We start from the raw sequence: 22,596 nt of genomic DNA on the forward strand, positions 1-22,596 counted from the left end.
CCAACGATGGTGGGCTCATCAGGCGAATCGTGCCCCTCCCTGCCACCGGGAAGCGGCGAAGGCCTCCGGGTTCCACCGCGGTGCCGCGCGATCCGCGACGACCGGTGCCTTCCCGGGCACGGCCCGGGACCGCCTCAGGCGTGGTTGACCGGGAGGACGTCCGGGGAGAGCGCGCCCGCATGGGCCGCGGCGCTGGTCATGCGCCGGTAGTGATGGCGGCGGCAGAGCACCTCGTAACCGATCTCCTCGGCCGGGCGGTTGACGTCGCCGACCACGACCTGGGCGCCCTCGACGACCATCTCCCCGTCCACCGTACGGGCGTTGTGCGTAGCGCGGTCGCCGCACCAGCACAGGGCCTCCACCTGAAGCTGCTCGATCCGGTCCGCCAGCTCGATCAGCCGCTGGGACCCCGGGAACAGCTTCGTGCGGAAGTCGGTCCTGATGCCGAAGGCGAAGACGTCCAGGCCGAGATCGTCGACGACCCGGGCCAGCTGGTCGATCTGCTCCGGTGCGAGGAACTGCGCCTCGTCCACGATCACGTAGTCCGCCTTGCCGCCCTGGGACAACTGCGCGACCAGATACGCGTACAGGTCCATGCCCTCGGTCGCCTCGACCGCCTCCGTCACCAGGCCCAGCCGGGACGAGAGCTTGCCCTCCCCCGCCCGGTCGTCGCGAGTGAAGATGACGCCCTGGAGCCCGCGAGCCGACCGGTTGTGACCGATCTGGAGGGCCAGCGTGCTCTTTCCGCAGTCCATAGTTCCGGAGAAGAACACAAGCTCGGGCATGAGGGGTCGAGCACCTTTCGGAGGGTGGCCGGGCGGCCGGGAGAACGGAAAACGCGGTTACGAGCGTACTTCGAGGAGCGGGACCAGCTGTTCGACGGGGGTCATCGAGCCGTGCATGCCGACCATCGCGGACTCGTGCGGCTCGTTGACCGACGCGGTGATCACCACATCGTCATGGGCGGCGGCGACCACGTCGCCGATGCGGCCGTACACCCGCTCGTCGATCCGCGGTCCGAACCAGCCGGCCGCGATCGCCTCGTCCCGGCCCGCCACCCAGAACTGCTCGCCGAGCACTTCGCGCCAGACCGTCAGCACATCCGCCTCGGCCCCGGGGACCGCGTACACATGACGCGCCCGGCCCTCGCCGCCGAGCAGGGCGACGCCCGCGCGCAGTTCCCAGTCCTCGTCGAAATCGATCCGGGACTGTTCGTCGAACGGTATGTCGATCATGCCGTGGTCGGCGGTGATGTACAGGGCCGAGCGGGGCGGGAGCTGCTCGGCCAGGCGCTGGGCGAGCCCGTCGACGTACATCAGCTGGCCGCGCCAGGCATCGGAGTCGACACCGAACCGGTGCCCCTTGCCGTCGACCTCGCTGTAGTACGTGTAGACGAGCGAGCGGTCCCCGGCGGCGAGCCGTTCGGCGGCCACGTCCATCCGGTCCTCGCCGCTGAGCCGGCCGAGGAACGAGCCGCCGCTGAGCGCGACCTTGGTGAGCGGGGTCTGCTCGAACGTGGGCGCGGAGACCTGGGCGGTGCGCACACCCGCGGCGTCGGCGAGCCGGAAGACGGTGGGGTACGGCTGCCAGACCTTCGGCGCGGTCCACGGCTTCCAGCGGAGCTGGTTCATCAGCTCGCCGGTCTCGGGATTGCGCGCGGTGTATCCGGGAAGGCCGTGCTCACCGGGCGGCAGCCCCGTACCCACCGAGGCGAGCGAGGTGGCGGTGGTCGCCGGGAATCCCGCGGTGATCGGGCGGCCGGTGCCGCCGCGCGAGGTCGGCAGCAGGGAGTGCAGGAAGGGGGCCTCGTCCGGGTGTGCCTTGATCTGTTCCCAGCCGAGGCCGTCGATCAGGAAGACGCAGTTGCGATCGGCCGGCGTCAGCTCGGGAATCGTCGCGGCGAGGCCGGGTACGCCCTGGCCCGCGGCGAGGGTCGGCAGCAGATCGGCGAGCGAGCCACTGCCGTACTCGGGTACGGGCGCGGTGTCGAGAGCGAGCGGGACAGGGTCCTGCCAGGCCGGCTGGGCCATCAGTGGCCGGTCGCCGCGGTGGCGGCCGTGGCCTCGGAGAGCGACTGGGCGAAGGCGAGGGTCTGCCGGACGGCGTCCGGACCGTCACCGGCCTCGCTGACGCGCAGGCTCAGGTCGTCGGCGGTGGAACTGCCGGTGTAGCCGTGGTCCGCCTCGCAGTTGGGGTCACCGCAGGCGGCGGGCTCCAGATCGATCCGGGAGACGGCTCCCCAGCCGATGGTGAGGACGACCTCGCGGGGCAGCGTGCCCGGTACGTACTTCTCGGGGTTGGCCACCACCCGGCTGACCACGACCGACGAGATCCGGTCGAGCTTGACCGACTCGGTGGACGTGGTGGCGTACGGCGTCGGGGAGCTGGTGTCGGCGGCCTGCTCGTCGGTGTGGCTGACGATGAACCGGTTCTCCGTCAGGACCAGGACCGTGACATGGCGGCGCACTTCGTTGGAGTCGAAGGTGGTCTCCTGGTGGACCAGGTACGAAGCGACCGGCTCTCCGCCGACGGCGGCCTCCACCGCCTCGGCCACGAGGGCCGGGTAGTAGCCGCTGCGCTCGATCGCCGCGCGCAGCCCCTGGGTCGTCGTACCGGTCTTTGCCATACGGACCATCCTACGGGGGGCTGATGGCTGCCGGGGACGCCGTGGGGCGGGTCGGTGAGGGCCGGGGAGGCGGGCCGGGCGGCCCCGGTCAGTAGCTGGGGAGGCGGCGCGGGCCGCGGTCGGTACGGGCGGGGGGCGGGGCGAGGCGGACGCTCGCGCCCAGCACGCTCAGCCCCTGGGTGGCGACCACGACCGGTTCGAGCGCGACGGAGACCACCTCCGGGTGGTCATCGACCAGGCGGGACACCCGGAGCAGCAGCTCTTCGAGCGCCGCGGTGTCGACGGGCGCCGCACCGCGCCAGCCGAAGAGCACCGGGGCCGCCTTGATGGACCGGATCAGCTCGGCGGCGTCGCGGTCGGTGACCGGCAGGAGGCGGTGGGCGGTGTCGCCGAGCAGTTCGGAGGGCGCGCCGGCCAGGCCGAAGGAGAGGACGGCCCCGGCGGCCGCGTCGATCGCGGCGCGGACGACGGTGTCCACGCCGCGTGGCGCCATGGCCTGGACGACGGGCTGGAGTTCGGCGGGCTTGCCGAGCAGATCGGTCAGTTCGCCGTACGCGCGGCGCAGCGCGCTCTCGCTCGCGAGGTCGAGGCGGACACCGCCGAGGTCGGCGCGGTGGCGCAGATGGGGAGCGGTGGTCTTCAGCGCCACCGGGTAGCCGAGCCGGGCCGCCGCGGCGACGGCGGACTCCGGGTCACGGGCGGGGAGCGTCGGCGGGACGGTGATGCCGTAGCGGCCGAGCAGTTCACGGGCCTCGTCGTGGGTGAGCGGCCGGCCGCGCGGGTCGGGGGCGGGGCCGAGCAGTGCGTCGATCAGGCCCGCGGCACCGGGCTCGTCGATGGTGTCGTCGAGGAACTCGGGCACCTTGCCGGGTACGGCCGCCTGGCGCCGCCACTGCGCGTACTTCACGGCTTCGGCGAGGGCGCGCACGGCTCGTTCGGCGGCGGGGTAGGCGGGGATCCGGCCGGCGCGGGGGCGGGCGGGGGCGGAGTCGGGGTCCAGGTCCGGGGCGGGGGCGGGGGCGGGGGCGGGGGCGGGGGCGGGGGCGGCTGAGGATGCGGAAGGGGATGAGGGTGCGGGTGTGTCCGGGGATGAGGGTGCGGATGTGCTCGTTGCCGCGGTGGGGCGGGCGGTGTGCGGTGCGGGAAGGGCGGCGGCGGAGGTCGTACCGGCGGAGGCCGGTCCGTTCGCGGGCCCTGTCCCGGACCCGCCGCCGGACGCCGTCGCCCTGGGGCGGGTCCGGGCCACCGTGCTGCTGGCGGCGGCCAGGGCCTCGGCCAGCCCGCCGATCTCCACGTGGACCACGGCCACCGGCTTGGCGGGGCCACCGGCCGCGGCCCGGTGCAGGGCCTCGGCCAGCACCTCGCCGTCGCCCGTCTCGGCCTCGCCGTTCTCCCCGACCCAGGGGATCGCGGTCACGATCACGGCGTCGCACGTCTGGTCGGCGAGCGCCTCGGCCAGCGCGTCCTGGAAGTCCTGCGGGCCCGCCGCCGTGGTGAGGTCGAGGGGCGGACGGGGGCGCAGCCCCTCGGCGAGGCAGGCGTCGTACGTGAGGAGTCCGAGGGATTCCGAGTTGCCGAGGATCGCGACCCGGGGGCCCGCCGGGAGCGGCTGGTCGGCGAGGAGCAGCCCCGCGTCGACCATCTCGGTCACCGTGTCGACCCGGATGACGCCCGCCTGGCGCATCAGCGCGGAGACCGTGGCGTCGGGGATGCGGCTGACCGGCACGGCGTGGCCGGGCGGTGTGGAGCCGCTGTGCCGGGCGCCCTTCACGACGACGACGGGCTTCACGGCCGCGGTCCGCCGGGCGAGCCGGGTGAACTTGCGGGGGTTGCCGATCGATTCGAGGTACAGCAGGGCGACGTCGGTGTCCTGGTCCTCGTACCAGTACTGGAGGAAGTCGTTCCCGGAGACATCGGCCCGGTTCCCCGCGGAGATGAATGTGGAGAGCCCCGCGCCGCGCCGGTGGAGGCCGGCGAGCAGGGCGATCCCGATCGCGCCGGACTGGGTGAACAGGCCGATCCGGCCGGGGGCGGGCGACTCGGGGGCGAGGGAGGCGTTCAGCCGGACGGCCTCGGAGGTGTTGATGATGCCGAACGCGTTCGGGCCGATGATCCGCATCCCGTACGAGCGGGCCTGCCGGACCAGTTCGCGCTGGAGCTCGCGGCCCTCGGCGCCCCGCTCGGCGTATCCGGCGGAGAGCACCACGAGTCCGCGGACTCCGTGTTCGCCGCAGTCCGCGACGACCTCGGGCACGCGGTGGGCGGGGACGGCGATGACCGCGACGTCGACCCGCTCCTCGATCTCGCCGACGGAGCGGTGCGCGGGGACGCCGTCGAGCGTCGTCATGTCGTCGGCGAATGCCCGGTTGACCGCGTACGCGCGCCCCGTGTAGCCGGAGCCGAGGAGGTTGCGCAGGACGGTGCGGCCCACTCCGCCGGGGGTGCGGCCGGTGCCGATGACGGCGACGGAGCCGGGGGCGAGCAGCCGCTGCACCGACCGCGCCTCGGCCCGCTGTTCGCGGCCGCGCTGGACGGCGAGGGACTCGGCGGTGGGTTCGAGGTCGAGGGTGAGATGGACGGAGCCGTCCTCGAAGCTGCGCTGCTGGGTGTACCCGGCGTCCCGGAACACCTTGATCATCTTGTTGTTGGCGGGCAGCACCTCGGCGGCGAAGCGGCGGATGCCGCGCTCGCGGGCGACCGCCGCGATGTGTTCGAGGAGCGCCGAGGCCACCCCGCGGCCCTGGTGGGCGTCCTGGACCAGGAAGGCGACCTCGGCCTCGTCGGCGGGCGCGGAGGCGGGCCTGCCCTGTTCGTTGATCCGGTCGTAGCGGACGGTCGCGATGAACTCACCGCCGATCGTGACGGCGAGTCCCACCCGGTCGACGTAGTCGTGATGGGTGAAGCGGTGCACGTCCTTGTCGGAGAGGCGCGGGTACGGGGCGAAGAAGCGGTAGTACTTCGACTCGTCGGAGACCTGCTCGTAGAAGCTGACCAGCCGCTCGGCATCGTCCGTGGTGATGGGCCTGATACGCGCGGTGCCACCGTCGCGGAGCACCACGTCCGCTTCCCAGTGGTCGGGGTACGCGTGATGCGGACTCTGCTCCGGCGTGGGGTGCATGGGCAAAGCGTACGGCTGACACACCGGTCGCGGAGGGATCGGGGCCGGGGCAGTCTGGGGAGGCCGACCGGCGGCACGGCGGTGCCGGAGGTCAGGCACAGCACCGCATACTGCATGAGAGACTGGTCTAGACAACCATTGATTCGTGAAGGGCAGAACCATGGCTGAGCGCCGCGTAAACGTCGGTTGGGCCGAGGGCCTGCACGCCCGCCCCGCTTCCATCTTCGTCCGTGCCGCCACGGCTTCCGGCGTCCCCGTGACGATCGCCAAGGCCGACGGCAACCCGGTGAACGCCGCCTCCATGCTCGCCGTGCTCGGTCTGGGCGCACAGGGCGGCGAGGAGATCGTGCTCGCGTCCGACGCCGACAACGCCGAGGCCGCCCTGGACCGTCTGGCGAAGCTGGTCGCCGAAGGTCTTGAGGAGCTCCCCGAGACCGTCTGATTCCTCCTCGGAACAGAATGGCTTCATTCCTCGAAAGAGCCGCGGCCCCCGACAGGGCGCCGCGGCTCTTTCGTCTTCACCGCCACCCGCACCGTCGAATCCGGCAGCAAGAATTTCGGGCAGCGGAAATTTCGGGCAGCGGAGATAAAGCCCTTCGGAATTACTCCCCTTTGTATACGGCGCAATTGTTAATGCCGGGCACTTGCGATGTTTACGCCGTGTTGCGAAGTGCTCACCCGGCCGCGGCCCGCCATGCGGCCGCCCGCGCGGTCCGTGCGGCGCAGCCGGTGCGCGGCGACGGCCCGCTCCGCGTGCTGGACGGCGAGCGCCCTGGCCCGTTCCGCGTCGCCGCGTGCCACGGCGTCCACGATGGCTCCGTGCTCGGCCCAGGAGTCGACGGGCCGGGCGGGCTGCTCGACGGCGTACATCCAGGCGGTCTTGCGCCGGAGCTGGGTGAGGAGCGCGATGAGGCCGGGGCTGCCGGATGCCTGCGCGAGGGTCTCGTGGAACCAGCCGCCCAGTGAGCGCAGATCCTCGCCCTCGCCCCGGCGGGCCCGCTCCTGACCCAGCCTGACCAGGCCGCGCAGCACCTTGAGGTGGGCGTCGCTGCGTCGCTGGGCGGCACGTGCGGCACCGAGCGGCTCCAGGAGCATCCGGACCTCCAGAAGGTCTGCGGCCTCCTGCTCGGTGGGCTCGGCAACACAGGCGCCGGCGTGCCGGCGGGTGACGACGAACCCCTCGGACTCCAGGGTGCGCAGCGCCTCGCGGACCGGGACCCGGGAGACCCCGTAGCGACGCGCGAGCACCTCCTCGGTGAGGCGGCTGCCACGCTCGAAGACACCGGAGACGATGTCCTCACGGATTGCCGTGCATACCGAATGCGCGGGAATGCGCATATCCGAACCTCCGCCTTAATCCCCGCGAAACGCGGCCGATCGACGCCTGTTCTGCGACTCTAAGGCAGTCGGCCGGAATTTCCGATGGCAGGCCGGAATTCAGGGATATCTTTTGGCCATGGAGTGGTTCGGCGGCGGGTTCGGCCGTGGCTTCGATCAGGGTTCGGTCGAGGGACCGACGACGGCTCGGCGGGCGGATCGCCGAAGGCCCCGGCGGGAAGCCGGGGCCTTCGGGTCAGGGGTACCCATGGGACACCCCCTGAGAAGCGTGGGTCAGACGTTGAGGCCGTGTGCGCGCAGGTAGGCGACCGGGTCCATGTCGGAGCCGTACTCGGCGGTGGTCCGCGCCTCGAAGTGCAGGTGCGGTCCGGTGGAGTTGCCGGTGGAGCCGGAGAGGCCGATCCGCTGGCCGGAGGTGACGCTCTGGCCGACGGAGACGCCGATCGAGGAGAGGTGGCCGTACTGGGTGTACGTGCCGTCCGTCATCCGGAGCACGATGTTGTTGCCGTACGCGCCACCCCAGCCGGCCTCGACGACCGTGCCGGCGCCGACCGCGACGACGGAGGTGCCGGAGGCCGCGTGGAAGTCCACGCCGGAGTGGCTGCCGGACGACCAGAGCGAACCGCTGGACTTGTAGCCGGTGGAGACGTACGAACCGGCGACCGGAAGGTGGAAGGACGTCAGCCGGGTGCGCTCGGCGGCGCGGGCGGCGCGCGCCTTGTCCTCGCGTGCCTCCTTGGCGCGGGCCTCGGCCTTGCGCTCGGCCTCCGCCTTCGCCTTGGCCTTGGCGGCGGCCTTCACCTTGGCTTCCGCCTCCGCCTCGGCCTTCGCCCGCGCGGCCACTTCGGCCTGGTGCTCCTGGACCTTCGCCTGGGCGTCGATCCGGTCGGCGAGGGTCGCGTCGATGGCGATGATCTGGGTGAGGCCGGTGTCGCTGACGGTGGGGGCCTCGGAGTCCGCGGCGAGGGCCGGGGTGGCCATACCGCCGATGACGCCGGTGGTGGCCAGAGCCGCGACGCCGACGACCTGGGCACGCTTGCGCGTCAGGCGGTTCGGGGCACGGTGCTTCCCGGTGACACGGGTGAACGCCATGGAGGGCTGATCCTTTCCTTCCTTCTCGCCTACCGGGTTAGCTGACGGGTTCGGAGCAGGAAGGTCTCCTACGGACACCGGGGTCCCGTACGGGACCCGGCATCCGATTCACCCCAGGGACTTCTTGGGTCCCCGGCTCCCCAGGCTCGCGCCCGACGGGGACTCGGCGATGGCTGCCCGGCGCCGCGGACGCGGCATACGGGTGACGGACAGCGGAGCCGACGCTAAGCCGGGCCACTTTCCCTCACCAAACGGGCAGCCGGTTTTGTCGCACATCCCACAGGACAGACAGGCAACCTCCCCCAAAATGCGGACGAATGAGAAAAAAGGGAAGACCCCGGCGATATGGATCACGCCGGGGTCCCTCTTGTGCCGTTTCGCGGCAGCGGAAACAGACCGATCAGCCGCTGACGACCGACACCTCACCGATGCCGAGTGCCCGCACGGGCTCCTCGATCTGTGCCGCGTCCCCCACGAGGACCGTCACCAGCCGGTCCACCGGGAACGCGTTGACCACGGCGGCCGTCGCCTCCACCGTGCCCGTCTCGGCGAGGCGGGCGTACAGGTGGGCCTGGTAGTCGTCCGGGAGGTGCTGCTCGACCTGGTCGGCCAGCGTGCCGGCGACCGAGGCGGCGGTCTCGAACTTCAGCGGGGCCACCCCCACCAGGTTCTGCACGGCCGTCTCGCGCTCGGCATCCGTCAGTCCGTCGGCGGCCAGGGTCTTCAGGACCGTCCAGAGGTCACCCAGCGCCGGGCCGGTGGACTCGGTGTCCACCGAGCCGCTGATCGCCAGCATCGCGGCGCCCTCGGCCCCGGAGGACGAGTCGGGAGCCGTCGAGCGCAGGACCTGTCCGAAGGCCCGGACCCCGTAGGTGTAGCCCTTCTCCTCGCGCAGCACCCGGTCCAGCCGGGAGGTGAGGGTGCCGCCCAGGCAGTAGGTGCCCAGCACCTGGGCGGGCCAGACGCTGTCGTGCCGGTCGGCGCCGATCCGGCCGATGAGCAGCTGCGTCTGCACCGCACCGGGGCGGTCCACGATGACCACACGGCCGGTGTCGTCGGCGGTGATCGGCGGCACCGGCCGGGGCTGGGCGGTGTTCCCGGACCAGTCGCCGAGGGTGTCGGCGAGCAGGGCGTCCACATCGATCCCGGTGAGGTCGCCGACGATCACGGCCGTCGCGGTGGACGGGCGGATGTGCGCGTCGTAGAAGGCGCGCACGGCCGCGGCGTCGATCCGCCGCACCGTCTCCTCGGTGCCCAGACGCGGGCGCGACATCCGCGCCGTCGCCGGGAAGAGCTCCTTCGAGAGCTGCTTGGCGGCGCGCCGGGCGGGGTTGGCCTGCTCGTGCGGGATCTCGTCCAGCCGGTTGCCGACGAGACGCTCGATCTCGCTCTCGGCGAAGGCCGGGGCCCGCAGCGCTTCGGCGACCAGGCCGAGCGCCTTGGCCAGCCGGGAGGCCGGAACCTCCAGGGAGACCCGGACGCCGGGGTGGTCGGCGTGCGCGTCGAGGGTGGCGCCACAGCGCTCCAGCTCGGCGGCGAACTCCTCGGCACTGTGCTTGTCCGTGCCCTCGGAGAGCGCCCGCGACATGATCGTGGCCACCCCGTCCAGGCCCTCGGGCTCGGCGTCCAGCGGGGCGTCCAGGAAGATCTCCACGGCGACGACCTGCTGGCCGGGCCGGTGGCATCGCAGCACGGTCAGCCCGTTGGGCAGGGCGCCGCGCTCGGGGGCGGGAAACGCCCAGGGCCGCGCCACGCCGGGGGTGGGCTGCGGGTGGTACTCCATGGCTACTCCAGTCACGGCGGCGTCGCTCACTTGTCCGCTCCCTCGGGCGCGTCGGTGCCCTCGGCGGCCTCGGCGGCCTCCGGGGCGTCGGCCGCGGCCTCGTCCGCCGGCTCGACCGGCTCATAGACCAGGACCGCCCGGTTGTCGGGGCGCAGGGCCGCTTCGGCGGCGACCCGGACCTCCTCCGCGGTGACGTCCAGCACGCGCTGCACGGCGGTCAGGGCGAGCTGCGGGTCGCCGAACAGCACGGCGTACCGGCACAGTTCATCGGCGCGGCCCGCGACCGTACCGAGCCGGTCCAGCCACTCGCGCTCCAACTGGGCCTGGGCCCGTTCCATTTCCTCGGGCGTGGGGCCCTCGGCGGCGAACCGGGCCAGCTCCTCGTCCACCGCGGCCTCGATCTGCGGCACCTCGACGCCACCGGACGTCTTGACGTCCAGCCAGCCCAGCGAGGGCGCGCCGGAGAGCCTCAGCAGCCCGAACCCGGCCGCCACCGCCGTACGGTCACGGCGGACCAGCCGGTTGTGCAGCCGGGAGGACTCGCCCCCGCCCAGCACGGTCAGCGCCAGATCCGCGGCGTCGCACGCGCGCGTGCCGTCGTGCGGCAGCCGGTAGGCGGCCATCAGCGCACGCGCCGGGACCTCCTCCTGCACCACTTCGCGCAGCTGCTCACCGATCACGTCGGGCAGCGTGCCGTCGCGCGGCGGCTGCTTGCCGTCGTGGGACGGGATGGAGCCGAAGTACTTCTCGATCCAGGCGAGCGTCTGCTCGGGGTCGATGTCGCCGACCACGGAGAGCACCGCGTTGTTCGGGGCGTAGTACGTACGGAAGAACGTACGCGCGTCTTCGAGGGTCGCGGCGTCCAGGTCGGCCATCGAGCCGATCGGCGTGTGGTGGTACGGGTGGCCCTCCGGGTACGCGAGGGCGGTCAGCTTCTCGAACGCGGTGCCGTAGGGCACGTTGTCGTAACGCTGACGCCGTTCGTTCTTCACGACGTCGCGCTGGTTCTCCATGGACTCCTCGTCGAGCGCGGCGAGGAGCGAGCCCATCCGGTCGGCTTCCAGCCAGAGAGCCAGCTCCACCTGGTGGGTGGGCATGGTCTCGAAGTAGTTGGTCCGCTCGAAGCTGGTCGTCCCGTTGAGCGAGCCACCGGCCCCCTGCACGAGCTCGAAGTGCCCGTTCCCCTTGACCTGGCCCGAGCCCTGGAACATCAAGTGCTCGAAAAGGTGAGCCAGGCCGGTGCGTCCCTTGACCTCGTGGCGCGAACCGACGTCGTACCAGAGGCAGACCGCGGCGACCGGGGTCAGATGGTCCTCCGAGAGCACCACACGCAGACCGTTGGCCAGGCGGTGCTCGGTCGCTGTCAAGCCGCCGGAGCCGGCCTGTGCTGTGGCCGTGTGACCCATGGGCATGTACGTCCCTTCGATCGCGATACTGGATTTCCTGCGAGACCTGCCACTGTAAGCAAGCGCACCGACACCTGGCGAAGTTCCCGTTCCGTCGATGTTGTCGTAGATGCTGCCGCAAGCGGCCCCTCGGCGGGCCCCGGCGGACCTCTTCGGACCGCTTCGGACGGGTCGAGGTCGGCGTTGTCAGTGCGGCGGTCCACAATGGTCCGCGTCAGAACCTCAGGTTGCCCGAACAGAATCTGTGAAGGAGTCGCAGCCGCGATGGCCCGCCGTAGCACGAAGACCCCGCCGCCGCCGGACGACTTCGAGGAGAAAATCCTCGACATCGACGTCGTCGACGAAATGCAGGGCTCCTTCCTCGAGTACGCGTACTCGGTGATCTACTCCAGGGCCCTGCCCGACGCCCGTGACGGCATGAAGCCCGTGCACCGCCGCATCGTGTCCCAGATGAACGAGATGGGACTGCGCCCCGACCGCGGCTATGTGAAGTGCGCCCGCGTGGTCGGCGAAGTCATGGGTAAGTTGCACCCGCACGGCGACGCGTCGATCTACGACGCCCTGGTGCGCATGGCCCAGCCGTTCTCGATGCGGCTCCCCCTCGTCGACGGACACGGCAACTTCGGCTCGCTCGGCAACGACGACCCGCCGGCCGCCATGCGTTACACCGAGTGCCGGATGGCCGACGCCACGTCATTGATGACGGAGTCGATCGACGAGGACACCGTCGATTTTCAGTCGAACTACGACGGCCAGGAGCGGGAGCCGGTCGTCCTCCCGGCCGCCTACCCCAATCTCCTGGTCAATGGCGCGTCCGGGATCGCGGTCGGCATGGCCACCAACATGCCCCCGCACAACCTGGGCGAGGTAATCGCCGCCGCCCGCCACCTCATCAAGCACCCGGCCGCCGACCTGGAAACGCTGATGCGGTTCGTCCCCGGTCCCGACCTGCCGACCGGCGGCCGGATCGTGGGCCTCGGAGGCATCAAGGACGCGTACGCCGCGGGACGCGGCACGTTCAAGATCCGCGCGACCGTCGCCGTGGAGGATGTGACGGCGCGCCGCAAGGGCCTGGTCGTCACCGAACTGCCCTTCACCGTCGGCCCGGAGAAGGTGATCGCCAAGATCAAGGACCTGGTCTCGGCGAAGAAGCTCCAGGGCATCGCGGACGTCAAGGACCTCACCGACCGTGCCCACGGCCTGCGCCTGGTCATCGAGGTGAAGAACGGCTTCGTGCCGGAAGCCGTGCTGGAGCAGCTCTACAAGCTGACGCCGATGGAGGAGTCCTTCGGCATCAACAACGTGGCACTGGTCGACGGCCAGCCGCTGACCCTGGGGCTCAAGGAGCTGCTGGAGGTCTACCTCGACCACCGCTTCGAGGTGGTCCGCCGACGCAGCGAGTTCCGCCGTGCCAAGCGCCGCGACCGGCTGCATCTGGTCGAGGGCCTGCTCGTCGCGCTGCTCGACATCGACGAGGTCATCCGGCTCATCCGGGACAGCGACAACTCGGCGCAGGCGAAGGAGCGCCTCATGGAGCGCTTCTCGCTCAGCGAGATCCAGACGCAGTACATCCTGGACACCCCGCTGCGCCGGCTCACCCGGTTCGACCGGATCGAGCTGGAGAGCGAGCGCGACCGGCTCACCAGCGAGATCGACGCGCTGACCGCGATCCTGGAGTCCGACACGGAGCTGCGCAGGCTCGTCTCCTCCGAGCTGGCCGCGGTGGCGAAGAAGTTCGGCACGGACCGGCGCACGGTGCTGCTGGAGTCCGCGGGCTCACAGGTCGCCGCCGTACCGCTGGAGGTCGCGGACGACCCGTGCCGGGTGCTGCTCTCCTCGACCGGCCTGCTGGCCCGTACGGCCAACGGCGATCCGATCGTGGTGGCGGAGGACGCCAAGCGTGCCAAGCACGACGTGATCGTGTCGGCCGTCCCGGCCACGGCCCGCGGCGAGGTGGGCGCGGTGACGTCGACCGGGCGGCTGCTGCGGATCGCGGTGATCGATCTGCCCCGGCTGCCGGACACCCACGCGGCCCCCAACCTCTCGGGCGGGGCACAGATCTCGGAGTTCCTCACCCTGGAGACGGGCGAGGAGCTGATCTGCCTCACCACGCTGGACGAGTCCGCGCCGGGCCTGGCGATCGGCACACTCCAGGGCGTGGTGAAGCGGGTGGTGCCCGACTACCCGGCCAACAAGGACGAGTTGGAGGTCATCTCCCTCAAGGACGGTGACCGCGTCGTGGGCGCGACGGAGCTGCGTACGGGCGAGGAGGACCTGGTCTTCATCACCTCCGACGCGCAGTTGCTGCGCTACCCGGCGGCGCAGGTGCGCCCGCAGGGCCGGGCGGCCGGAGGCATGGCGGGCGTCAAGCTCACCGCGGGGGCTCAGGTGCTCTCGTTCGCCGCGGTGGACCCCGCGGCGGACGCGGTGGTGTTCACGGTCGCCGGGTCGCACGGCACGCTGGACGATTCGGAACTGACGTCGAAGCTCACCCCGTTCGACCAGTACCCGCGCAAGGGCCGGGCGACGGGAGGGGTGCGCTGCCAGCGCTTCCTGAAGGGTGAGGACGTCCTGGTGTTCGCCTGGGCGGGTGCGGTCCCGGCGCGGGCCGCCCAGAAGAACGGCACCCCGGCGCGGCTGCCCGCGCCGGATCCGCGACGCGACGGTTCGGGCACACCGCTGCTCCAGCCGGTGGCGGTGATCGCCGGGCCGGTGTAACGGCCCGGCGGCCGGGCTACGTGCTGAGGGCTGTCCCGCAATCCCTTGGCCCGCCAGGGATTGCGGGACAGTCCTCAGTCCGCGTCGGCCGGCTGTTGTACGTACCTCAGGACGCCCCACATGCCGCGCTCGTGGTACTCCTGACGCTCCTGGCGCTCACGGTCAGCGTGATCCTGGGACGCGATGCGCGAGGCGTCGTCGTGCGACGCGTCCTGCCGGGCGTCGTGAGGGACACCGTGATGCGCGTCGTGCGGCTCGGCGCCCGGTGAGGCGTCCCGGGCGTCGTGAGGGACGTTCCCCGGATCGCCGGGTACGCGGCAGTCGGCGAGTTCCTTGCGCAGGGACTCGGCGTCGATGCCCGAGCCGATCAGGACCAGCTGGGTGAGCCGCCGCTCGCCCCGTGCCCAGGGCCGCGGAACGAAGCGCAGGAACCTGCCCACCGCGTGCAGGGCGTACGTGTTCGCCCGGTCGCCCTCGCCGAAGTCGGCGAACCCCTTGATCCGGTAGAGGCCCTCCGGCCTGGAGTCGAGGAACGCGAGGAACCGGCGGGGGTCCATCGGCTCGTCGGAGGTGAAGGCGACGCTCTCGTACGCGGCGTGCAGATGGCTCGCGTGGCCCTCCTCCCCCGGCTCGCACGCGTCGAGGAGCAGATCCTCGAAGGTGAGCTGACGGGCCTTCTCCTCGGCGTCCGGCCGCACCGCGGGATCGAAGAGCAGCTCGGGGTCGATCCGGCCGTGAACAGCGGAGATGACGGCCGCCCGGCTGCCGAGGGCCGCGACTTCCGCGCGCAGCCGCTCGTGCTCCGCCCCGTCCACCCGGTCGGTCTTGTTCAGCACGACGAGATCGGCGACGGCGAGATGGCGGTCGATCTCGGGGTGACGTTCCCTGGTCCGGTCGAACTCGGCGGCGTCGACGACCTCGACCAGTCCCCCGTACAGGATGTGCGGGTTGTCGCTGGCCAGCAGCATCCGTACGAGCTCCTGGGGTTCGGCGAGGCCGCTCGCCTCGATGACGATCACATCGAGGCGGGCGGAGGGCCGGGTCAGCGTCTCCAGGAAGGTGTCGAGTTCGCTCGCGTCGACGGCGCAGCAGAGACAGCCGTTGCCCAGCGAGACCGTCGAGCCGACCTGCCCCGCGACGGTCATGGCGTCGATCTCGATGGCCCCGAAGTCATTGACGATCACACCGATCCGATTGCCGGCCCGATTGCGGAGCAGGTGGTTGAGCAGCGTGGTCTTTCCGGATCCCAGGAAGCCCGCGAGGACGACGACCGGGATCTGCGGGGTGCGGGGCGGGGTCAACTGGGGCCTTCCTCGGAATGTCGTCAGGGTGCCGGGACCGGCTGCGGCGGGGGCGTACCGACGTAGCGGGCCGCCGGGCGGATGATCTTGGAGTCCTCCGCCTGCTCCAGGATATTGGCGCTCCATCCGACCACACGCGCCGCGCAGAAGGTGGGGGTGAACATCTCGCGCGGCAGCCCGCAGAGCTCCATGACGACCCCGGCGTAGAACTCCACATTGGTGTGCAGTTCACGTCCCGGCTTGAGCTCGGCGAGGATGGCCTCCACCTGCCGTTCCACCTCGACGGCGAAGTCGACGAGCGGTCCGCCGAAGCCCTGGGCGATGCCCCTCAGCATGCGGGAGCGGGGGTCCTCGGTGCGGTAGACGGGGTGCCCGAAGCCCATGATGCGCGCCCCCGAGAGGACCTGTTCGCGGATCCAGCCGTCGATTCGGTCCGGGGTGCCGATCGCGTCCAGCGTGTCCAGGGCCCGGCTGGGCGCTCCGCCGTGCAGCGGCCCGGAGAGCGCGCCGACGGCGGCGACCAGGCAGGCGGCCATGTCGGCGCCGGTGGAGGCGACGACCCGGCCGGTGAACGTCGAGGCGTTGAAGCCGTGGTCGACGGTGGAGATGAGGTACTGCTCGATCGCCCTGACGTGCGCGGTGGCCGGTTCCGCGCCGGTGAGCATGTACAGGTAGTTCGCGGCGTAGGGCAGGTCCTCGCGCGGCTCCACCGGTTCGAGGCCCTGGCCGAGCCGGTACAGGGCGGTGAGCACGGTGGGTACGGCGGCGCAGGCGGCGAGGGCGTCGTCGCGGCGGCTCGGGGCGCCGATGTCGTACACCGGGCGGAATCCGGCCGAGGCGCCGAGCAGGGAGAGCGCGGTGCGCAGTCCGGCGAGCGGGCCCGAGACCGCGCCCGCGCGGGCGATGGCGGGCAGGGCCCCGCGCACCTCGGCGGGCAGTCGGCGAAGGGCCGCGGTGCGGGCGGCGAAGTCGGCGCGGGTGTCCCGGTCGGGCAGCTCGCCGTGGAACATCAGGTACCAGACGTCCTCGAAGCTGCGGGTCCGCGCCAGCTCGATCGCCGAGTACTGACGGTAGTGGTAGAAGCCTTCGCGCCCTCGTACGTCGCCGAGGGCGGTGTCGGTGACGACGACGCCCGCGAGGCCGCGGGGTACGTCGAGAGGGACGGTGCTGCGGTTCGTGGCCGGCATCTCAGGATCTCTTTTCCGTGACTCCGAATATTGATTCGACTGTCCATGCTTGACTGAAACTCTGTCAATATTGATTGAATCAATGCATGTGCATGGATGAAAGCCGAGAAATGCATGGATACGGTGGGCACCATGACGGATCAAGCAGCGCACGCCTCCGGCTCCCGCTCCGAGCCGGAGGGCGCGGCCGGGGGGCGACGGCTCACCACGCGGGAGACCGCCGAACTGCTGGGCGTGAAGCCCGAAACGGTGTACGCGTACGTCAGCAGGGGCCAGCTGAGCAGCGTGCGCGCCCCCGGCGGGCGCGGCAGCACGTTCGACGCCGCCGAGGTCGAGGCCCTGGTCCGTCGTACGGGGCGGCGCGAGCACACACCGGCCGGGAATGATCTCGTCTTCCGTACCGGCATCACCCTCATCGAGCAGGACCGGTACTACTTCCGCGGGGTCGACGCGACCGAGCTGGCCCGGGAGTACGGCTACGAGGAGGTCGCCGAGTGGCTGTGGACGGGTGAGCTCCGGCCGGGGGTGCGCTTCGACGCACCCGCCGAGGCGCTCGTCGCGGCGCGCCGGGCGGTCGGCGCGCTGCCCGCGCACAGCGGCTCGACGGACCGGCTGCGGGTGGCGGTGATCGCCGCGGCGGCCGCGGACCCGCTGCGGTTCGACCTGTCGCCCCGCGCGGTGCTCAGCAGCGCCCGCAGCCTGATTCCCACCCTGGTGGGCGCACTTCCGGTGATCGGGGGCGCGAAACCCGGCGAGGACGCCGAGCGGAACGAGGACGCCGAGCGGGACGAGGACGGCACCGGCACGCTCGCCCGGCGGCTGTGGCCCAGGCTCACCGCGCGGCCCGCCGACCCGGCGTCACTCGCCGTGCTGGACACGGCCCTGGTTCTGCTGATCGACCACGACCTGGCGGCCTCGACACTGGCCGCACGGGTTGCCGCGTCCGCCCACGCCCATCCGTACGCCGTGGTCTCCGCGGGTCTCGGCGTTCTGGAGGGGCCGTTGCACGGCGCCGCGAGCGGCCTGGCCCACCGGATGCTGACCGAGGTCGTGGACCGGGGCGGCGCGGCCCCGGTCGTCGCCGATCATCTCCGGACCGGCCGCCGGATGCCGGGGCTGGGACACCCGCTGTACACGGGTGAGGACCCCCGCGGCCGGACCCTGTTCGCCCTGCTGGAGGAGGTGCCACAGGCGGCCGACGCGCTGGCGGCGGCCCGTGATGTGGTGAGCACGACAGCCCGGCACACCCCCCTGCACGCCAATGTCGACCTGGCCCTCGCTGTCCTCTCGGTCTCCTGCGGCATGCCGGCGGAGGCGGGCGAGACGGTGTTCGCGGTGTCCCGTACGGCGGGCTGGATCGCCCACGCGCTGGAGGAGTACGCGGAACGCCCGCTGCGGATGCGGCCCAGTGGACAGTACGGCGGCCCCCGCCCGCCGCAGCCGCTGCCCACACCGGCCCACGGGGAAGATCACGGGGAGCATCCGCCCCGATAGCCGTACGGCGAAGGCATCCGGAGCCTTCCGGAGTCGTCCGGAGTCGTCCGGAGCCTTCCGGAGCAAAGCCATCCGGGGCCGTCCGGAGCCCGTGCGGAGCCCGTGCGGAGCCCGTCCGTCGAAGCGTCATCCGGCGAGATTTCCGGAAGGGCGGGAGCTGGCTCTACCGTTCGTACGATGAGCACCCCACCGACCACCGTCCGGGGACCGCGCCGGTTCGGCTGGCCGAAGCGGGTCTTCTCCCAGGTACTGCTGATGCAGCTGACCATCATCACCGGTGTCACGGTGCTGGTCACCGGCCTCTTCCTGGCCCCGCTCAGTGCCCAGCTCGACGACCAGGCGATGCGCCGCGCCCTCGCCATCGCCCAGAGCACGGCGGCCCAGCCGCAGATCGCGAGGGACCTCCTCACCACGGAGCCCTCGCCGCGAGGCCCCGTGCAGTCCGTGGCCGAGCGGATCAGACGGGCCACCGGTGCCGAGTACGTCGTGATCATGGACGGCAGAGGAGTGCGCTGGTCGCACACCGAGACCCACCGGATCGGCAGGGTCGTGTCCACCGACCCCAGCGAGGCGCTCGCGGGCCGGGACGTCATGGAGATCGACAGCGGGACTCTCGGCCGCTCGGCCCGCGGCAAGGTGCCGCTTCTCGACGCCTCCGGCCAGGTCGTCGGAGCGGTCTCGGTCGGAATCGCGTACGACAGCGTCCGCGCCCGGCTGCTCGCGGCGATCCCGGGGCTGCTCGCGTACGCGGGCGGCGCGCTGGCCGTCGGCGCGCTGGCCGCCTATCTGATCTCCCGCCGCCTCCAGCGGCAGACCCATGACCTGGCGTTCTCCGATATCTCCGCGCTCCTGACAGAACGCGAGGCCATGCTGCACAGCATCCGCGAAGGAGTGGTCGCTCTCGACCGGACGGGACGCGTCCGGCTGCTGAACGACGAGGCACAGCGTCTGCTGGGCCTCGGCCCGGACGCCGCCGGCCGTCCCCTCGACGAGGCGCTGGGCAGCGGGCGGACCGCGGATGTGCTGGCCGGCCGTGTCGTCGGTGACGATCTCCTGACCGTACGGGGCAGCCGGGTCCTGCTCGCCAACCGGATGCCCACGGACGACGGTGGTGCCGTGGTGACCCTGCGCGACCGCACGGAGCTCGAACACCTCGGCCGTGAACTCGACTCCACCCGTGGCCTGATCGATGCGCTGCGCGCCCAGGACCACGAGCACGCGAACCGTCTGCACACCCTCCTCGGCCTCCTGGAGCTGGAGATGCACGAGGACGCGATGGAGTTCGTCACCGAGGTCGTCGGGGTCCACCGGGCGACGGCCGAACAGGTCACCGAGAAGGTACGCGATCCGCTGCTGGCCGCTCTGCTGGTCGGCAAGGCCACGGTCGCCGCGGAGCGCGGTGTCTCGCTGCGCATGGCCCCCGGCTCGCTGCTGCCGGACCGGCTGGTGGACCCCCGGGGCCTGGTCACGGTCGTCGGCAACCTTGTCGACAACGCCCTGGACGCGGCGGCCGGCTCCGCCGAGGCGCGCATCGAGGTGGGCCTGCGGACGGAAGGCCGTACGGTGGTTCTGCGGGTCCATGACAGTGGTCCCGGCGTACCGCCCGGCCAGTACGAGTCGATCTTCACGGAAGGCTGGTCGACCAAGGAGCTCCCGGCGCACGGCAAGCGCGGTCTGGGACTTCCACTGGTGCGACGGCTGGCCGAGCGCCAGGGCGGCAGTGTGGCCGTCGCGGAGTCCGGGGACGGCGGAGCGGTGTTCACGGTCGTGCTGCCGGAAGCCCTGAGCGAACCGGAGCCGGGCGGCACGCCGGGCCCCGCGCATCCGGCGACGTCAGGAGAGAACCGTTGATCCAGGTCCTGGTCGTGGACGACGACATCCGGGTCGCGCAGATCAACGCGGCCTACGCCGCCAAGGTGCCCGGTTTCCGGGTGGCCGCGCAGGCCCACTCCGCGGCCGAGGCCCTCGCCAGGGTCGAGGAGGTCCCCGTGGACCTGATCCTGCTCGACCACTACCTTCCCGACAGGAACGGCCTCGCGGTGGTACGTGAACTGCGCGGTATCGGCCATCACGTCGACGTGATCATGGTGACGGCGGCACGCGACGTCGCCACGGTCCGGGCGGCGATGCGGCACGGGGCACTCCAGTACCTGGTCAAGCCGTTCACGTACGCGGGTCTGCGGACCAAACTGGAGGCGTACGCGGCACTGCGCCACGCCCTCGACGGAGACGGCGAGGCCGAGCAGACCGAGGTGGACCGGCTCTTCGGCGCACTGTGGGCAGCGGGCGACCCCGACCTCCCCAAGGGGCACTCGCCGACCACGGCGGAACTGGTCCGACAGGCGCTGCGGACCGCCGACAACCCGCTCTCCGCCCAGGAGATCGCGGACAGCGCCGGAATGAGCCGCCAGACGGCCCAGCGTTATCTGAAGCTCCTGGAACGCACCGGCCGGGTCCGCCTGACCCTGCGCTACGGCGAGACGGGCCGCCCGGAACACCGCTACACCTGGACGACAGGCACCTAGAACCGCCCGGGGCTGAGCTCCCCCACTACACCGCACCCGCCCCTGTCAGGGCACGGGCCTCCGTCTCCGCGTGCTTGGCCTCGTCGGGTGGCCCGGGTGAGGTGACCGTGCCGATCCATCCGGCCAGGAAGCCCAGCGGGACGGAAACGAGCCCCGGGTTCTCCAGGGGGAAGAGCTGGAAGTCGCCCCCGGGAACAGGGAGGCGGGGCTCCCGGAGACGACCGGGGAGAGCAGTACGAGGACGACGGAGGGGATCAGCCCGCCGTAGACCGCCCAGACCGCGCCCCGGGTGGTGAAGTTCCGCCAGAACAGCGAGTAGAGCAGCGCCGGAAGGTTCGCCGAGGCCGCCACGGCGAAGGCCAGACCCACCAGGAAGGCCACGTTCAGATTCTGGGCGATGAGGCTCAGCGCGATGGCGACCACCCCGATACAGGCGGCGGCGATCCGGGCGACGGCGACCTCGCCGTGCCGCTTGGCCGCGGGACGCCGGAGCGAAGCGTAGAGGTCGTGGGCGACGGAGGCGAAGGAAGCGAGCGTGATCCCGGCCGCGTTCGAGGCCCGTACGTCCGCCGGGCCGACGAGCGCAGCCGCCCCGAACCCGAGCACGATCGTCATCAGGTAGAAACCGCCGATGAGGCCGATGGACCAGACGACCGAACGGCGGGCGGCACGCGCGGTGGGCACGGTGCAGAAGCGCGACAGGATGTGCGGCGGTCCGGCCGTACCGAGGACCAGTGCCAGTGCCAGTGCCAGGCTGATGAAGTCGAAGCGTGCCGTCCAGTCCCCGCCGCACCTGAGCCCGGGAGAAAGGAACTCCTTGCCGTGGCCGCTGCGTTCGGCGGCGGTGTTCAGCAGGGCGTTGACGTTGCTGTGGAAGTGCGCCAGGACGAGCACCGTGAGCGCGATGGCCCCGGCCATCAGCAGAACGGCCTTGACGATCTGGATCCAGGTGGTGGCCCGCATCCCGCCCAGCGACACATAGATCACCGTGAGCGCTCCGACACCGACCACGGTCCAGGACCGGGCGGCATCGCTCGTACCGCCGAGCAGCAGGACGACGAGGCTGCCCGCCCCCACCATCTGTGCCACGAGGTACAGCACGGAGACAGTGACGGACGAGGTGCCGACGGCGGTGCGCACCGGGCGCTCGGCCATGCGCGCGGCGACCACATCCGCGAGCGTGAACCGGCCGCATTTGCGGACGAGTTCGGCGACGAGCAGCAGGACGACCAGCCAGGCGACCAGGAAGCCGACCGAGTAGAGCATGCCGCCGTAGCCGAAGAGCGCGATCAGCCCGGAGATCCCGAGGAATGAGGCCGCCGACATGTAAGGCTCCTCTGCGGAGCCCTGCCGGTTACGGCTCACCCAGGTGGTGATGCCGAGCGTCACGGCGATGAACGCGCTGAACAGCAGCAGCGCCAGCGTCTGGTGGTCCCCTCTCAACGCGTGACACCACTCGTCATCTCCTGGGTGTCCCACCGGAGATCGAGCGCCGCCCGGTCCCTGCGCGGTCGCGCGTGGCGGGAATGCGCCCAGGTGAGCAGGAACGTGGTGAGGGACTGCCCGAGCCCCGCGACCATGGCGACATTGACGGCACCCGCCACCGGACGGGCCATCAGCCCGCTCGCCGTGGTCGCCGCGACGACGTGGGCGAGGTACCAGAGAAGGAAGGCGGTAACGGCGGGAACCAACGAAACGCCGATACCGGCGGCGCACCTCGCGAAACGCCTCGCTGCGCTGCACCCGCACATAGATGTCGGCCGCGCTGAGACCCTGCCGCGGACCCGCCGGCCCCAGAGCACTGCCGGGTGGCCACCGGGTGCGCCGCAGCCGACGCCGTCCGGCTCGCCCCGACCGGGGACCGGCGTTTCGTCGTACCACGGGTCAACCAGCCGCACCCCTGCGGCATCGGGCCCTGCTCCCTTCTTCGCCGAACAACTCTCTTGTCCACGGGCCTTCTTGGCCGCGCAGCCAACCCTGGGCAGATCGGGAAGTTCCCGGGCACATC

The 22,596-nt window shown here is 71.7% G+C and carries 15 protein-coding genes, 2 pseudogenes and 1 riboswitch; of the genes and pseudogenes, 5 read left to right on the plus strand and 12 right to left on the minus strand.

What is annotated here, in order from left to right; translation table 11 throughout:
* Nucleotides 1-134: 134 nt before the first annotated feature.
* The 4 genes from OG413_RS00125 to OG413_RS00140 all read right to left on the minus strand — a co-directional run bounded on the left by OG413_RS00125 (nt 135) and on the right by OG413_RS00140 (nt 5,744).
* Complete coding sequence (locus OG413_RS00125) at nt 135-785, minus strand: thymidine kinase (protein WP_266802126.1); 651 nt, start codon at nt 783-785, stop codon at nt 135-137.
* 57 nt (nt 786-842) lie between these two features.
* Nucleotides 843-2,030, minus strand: coding sequence for an alkaline phosphatase family protein (locus OG413_RS00130; RefSeq protein ID WP_266802128.1), 1,188 nt, complete (start codon nt 2,028-2,030; stop codon nt 843-845).
* Entirely contained in the window at nt 2,030-2,626 is a 597-nt protein-coding gene (locus OG413_RS00135) for a DUF5998 family protein (RefSeq protein ID WP_266802129.1), read from the minus strand. The genes OG413_RS00130 and OG413_RS00135 overlap by 1 nt, the downstream gene beginning before the upstream one ends.
* A gap of 88 nt (nt 2,627-2,714) precedes the next feature.
* Entirely contained in the window at nt 2,715-5,744 is a 3,030-nt protein-coding gene (locus OG413_RS00140) for a GNAT family N-acetyltransferase (protein WP_266802131.1), read from the minus strand.
* A 160-nt stretch (nt 5,745-5,904) separates the two neighbouring features.
* Here OG413_RS00140 and OG413_RS00145 point away from each other — a divergent pair, with 160 nt between their 5' ends.
* On the plus strand, nt 5,905-6,186 hold the full coding sequence (locus tag OG413_RS00145; RefSeq protein ID WP_018105371.1) for an HPr family phosphocarrier protein: 282 nt from the start codon (nt 5,905-5,907) through the stop codon (nt 6,184-6,186).
* A 188-nt stretch (nt 6,187-6,374) separates the two neighbouring features.
* Here the strand turns inward: OG413_RS00145 and OG413_RS00150 are convergent, their stop codons facing one another.
* The 4 genes from OG413_RS00150 to OG413_RS00165 all read right to left on the minus strand — a co-directional run bounded on the left by OG413_RS00150 (nt 6,375) and on the right by OG413_RS00165 (nt 11,369).
* Nucleotides 6,375-7,082, minus strand: a complete 708-nt coding sequence (locus OG413_RS00150) for a GntR family transcriptional regulator (RefSeq protein ID WP_266802134.1) — start codon at nt 7,080-7,082, stop codon at nt 6,375-6,377.
* Between the two features lie 273 nt (nt 7,083-7,355).
* Nucleotides 7,356-8,174 carry a M23 family metallopeptidase gene (locus tag OG413_RS00155; protein WP_266802136.1) on the minus strand — a complete coding sequence of 273 codons (819 nt, stop codon included), beginning with the start codon at nt 8,172-8,174 and terminating at the stop codon, nt 7,356-7,358.
* Nucleotides 8,175-8,186: 12 nt separating this feature from the next.
* Nucleotides 8,187-8,353: riboswitch (cyclic di-AMP (ydaO/yuaA leader) on the minus strand.
* Nucleotides 8,354-8,574: 221 nt separating this feature from the next.
* Complete coding sequence (locus OG413_RS00160) at nt 8,575-9,957, minus strand: pitrilysin family protein (protein ID WP_266809788.1); 1,383 nt, start codon at nt 9,955-9,957, stop codon at nt 8,575-8,577.
* A 26-nt stretch (nt 9,958-9,983) separates the two neighbouring features.
* Nucleotides 9,984-11,369 (minus strand): pitrilysin family protein, encoded by a 1,386-nt coding sequence (locus OG413_RS00165; RefSeq protein WP_266802138.1) that lies wholly within the window; start codon nt 11,367-11,369, stop codon nt 9,984-9,986.
* A 258-nt stretch (nt 11,370-11,627) separates the two neighbouring features.
* Between OG413_RS00165 and OG413_RS00170 the strand changes: the two genes are divergently transcribed.
* Nucleotides 11,628-14,081: a DNA topoisomerase (ATP-hydrolyzing) subunit A gene (locus OG413_RS00170; RefSeq protein WP_266802140.1), complete on the plus strand. Its 2,454-nt coding sequence runs from the start codon at nt 11,628-11,630 to the stop codon at nt 14,079-14,081.
* 74 nt (nt 14,082-14,155) lie between these two features.
* Here OG413_RS00170 and OG413_RS00175 read toward each other — a convergent pair whose 3' ends face one another.
* Together OG413_RS00175 and OG413_RS00180 are read right to left on the minus strand one after the other, a co-directional pair.
* The gene (locus tag OG413_RS00175; RefSeq protein ID WP_266802142.1) at nt 14,156-15,382 is read right to left on the minus strand and encodes a GTP-binding protein; all 1,227 of its coding nucleotides are present in this window, start codon (nt 15,380-15,382) and stop codon (nt 14,156-14,158) included.
* A gap of 23 nt (nt 15,383-15,405) precedes the next feature.
* Nucleotides 15,406-16,569, minus strand: a complete 1,164-nt coding sequence (locus tag OG413_RS00180; RefSeq protein WP_266802144.1) for a citrate synthase/methylcitrate synthase — start codon at nt 16,567-16,569, stop codon at nt 15,406-15,408.
* Nucleotides 16,570-16,701: 132 nt separating this feature from the next.
* Here OG413_RS00180 and OG413_RS00185 point away from each other — a divergent pair, with 132 nt between their 5' ends.
* The 3 genes from OG413_RS00185 to OG413_RS00195 all read left to right on the plus strand — a co-directional run bounded on the left by OG413_RS00185 (nt 16,702) and on the right by OG413_RS00195 (nt 20,588).
* Nucleotides 16,702-18,063, plus strand: coding sequence for a citrate synthase (locus OG413_RS00185; protein ID WP_266802146.1), 1,362 nt, complete (start codon nt 16,702-16,704; stop codon nt 18,061-18,063).
* A 177-nt stretch (nt 18,064-18,240) separates the two neighbouring features.
* Nucleotides 18,241-19,914 carry a sensor histidine kinase gene (locus OG413_RS00190; protein WP_266802148.1) on the plus strand — a complete coding sequence of 558 codons (1,674 nt, stop codon included), beginning with the start codon at nt 18,241-18,243 and terminating at the stop codon, nt 19,912-19,914.
* Nucleotides 19,911-20,588 (plus strand): response regulator, encoded by a 678-nt coding sequence (locus OG413_RS00195; protein ID WP_266802150.1) that lies wholly within the window; start codon nt 19,911-19,913, stop codon nt 20,586-20,588. Before OG413_RS00190 ends, OG413_RS00195 begins: the two co-directional genes overlap by 4 nt.
* A gap of 25 nt (nt 20,589-20,613) precedes the next feature.
* Here the strand turns inward: OG413_RS00195 and OG413_RS00200 are convergent.
* Nucleotides 20,614-22,031 (minus strand): annotated as a pseudogene (locus tag OG413_RS00200) (cation acetate symporter).
* A pseudogene (locus OG413_RS00205) lies at nt 22,028-22,573 on the minus strand (DUF485 domain-containing protein). The pseudogenes OG413_RS00200 and OG413_RS00205 overlap by 4 nt, the downstream one beginning before the upstream one ends.
* Nucleotides 22,574-22,596 lie beyond the last annotated feature (23 nt).

Source organism: Streptomyces sp. NBC_01433 (assembly GCF_026340105.1).
Taxonomy (GTDB): domain Bacteria; phylum Actinomycetota; class Actinomycetes; order Streptomycetales; family Streptomycetaceae; genus Streptomyces.

Excerpts from the sequence above, each read along its gene's own strand:
- OG413_RS00155 (WP_266802136.1), bottom strand. The coding sequence starts at position 8,174 with ATGGCGTTCACCCGTGTCACCGGGAAGCACCGTGCCCCGAACCGCCTG.
- OG413_RS00170 (WP_266802140.1), top strand. The coding sequence starts at position 11,628 with ATGGCCCGCCGTAGCACGAAGACCCCGCCGCCGCCGGACGACTTCGAG.
- OG413_RS00160 (WP_266809788.1), bottom strand. The coding sequence starts at position 9,957 with ATGGAGTACCACCCGCAGCCCACCCCCGGCGTGGCGCGGCCCTGGGCG.
- OG413_RS00165 (WP_266802138.1), bottom strand. The coding sequence starts at position 11,369 with ATGCCCATGGGTCACACGGCCACAGCACAGGCCGGCTCCGGCGGCTTG.
- OG413_RS00145 (WP_018105371.1), top strand. The coding sequence starts at position 5,905 with ATGGCTGAGCGCCGCGTAAACGTCGGTTGGGCCGAGGGCCTGCACGCC.
- OG413_RS00125 (WP_266802126.1), bottom strand. The coding sequence starts at position 785 with ATGCCCGAGCTTGTGTTCTTCTCCGGAACTATGGACTGCGGAAAGAGC.
- OG413_RS00130 (WP_266802128.1), bottom strand. The coding sequence starts at position 2,030 with ATGGCCCAGCCGGCCTGGCAGGACCCTGTCCCGCTCGCTCTCGACACC.
- OG413_RS00180 (WP_266802144.1), bottom strand. The coding sequence starts at position 16,569 with ATGCCGGCCACGAACCGCAGCACCGTCCCTCTCGACGTACCCCGCGGC.
- OG413_RS00135 (WP_266802129.1), bottom strand. The coding sequence starts at position 2,626 with ATGGCAAAGACCGGTACGACGACCCAGGGGCTGCGCGCGGCGATCGAG.
- OG413_RS00150 (WP_266802134.1), bottom strand. The coding sequence starts at position 7,082 with ATGCGCATTCCCGCGCATTCGGTATGCACGGCAATCCGTGAGGACATC.
- OG413_RS00185 (WP_266802146.1), top strand. The coding sequence starts at position 16,702 with ATGACGGATCAAGCAGCGCACGCCTCCGGCTCCCGCTCCGAGCCGGAG.
- OG413_RS00140 (WP_266802131.1), bottom strand. The coding sequence starts at position 5,744 with ATGCACCCCACGCCGGAGCAGAGTCCGCATCACGCGTACCCCGACCAC.
- OG413_RS00190 (WP_266802148.1), top strand. The coding sequence starts at position 18,241 with ATGAGCACCCCACCGACCACCGTCCGGGGACCGCGCCGGTTCGGCTGG.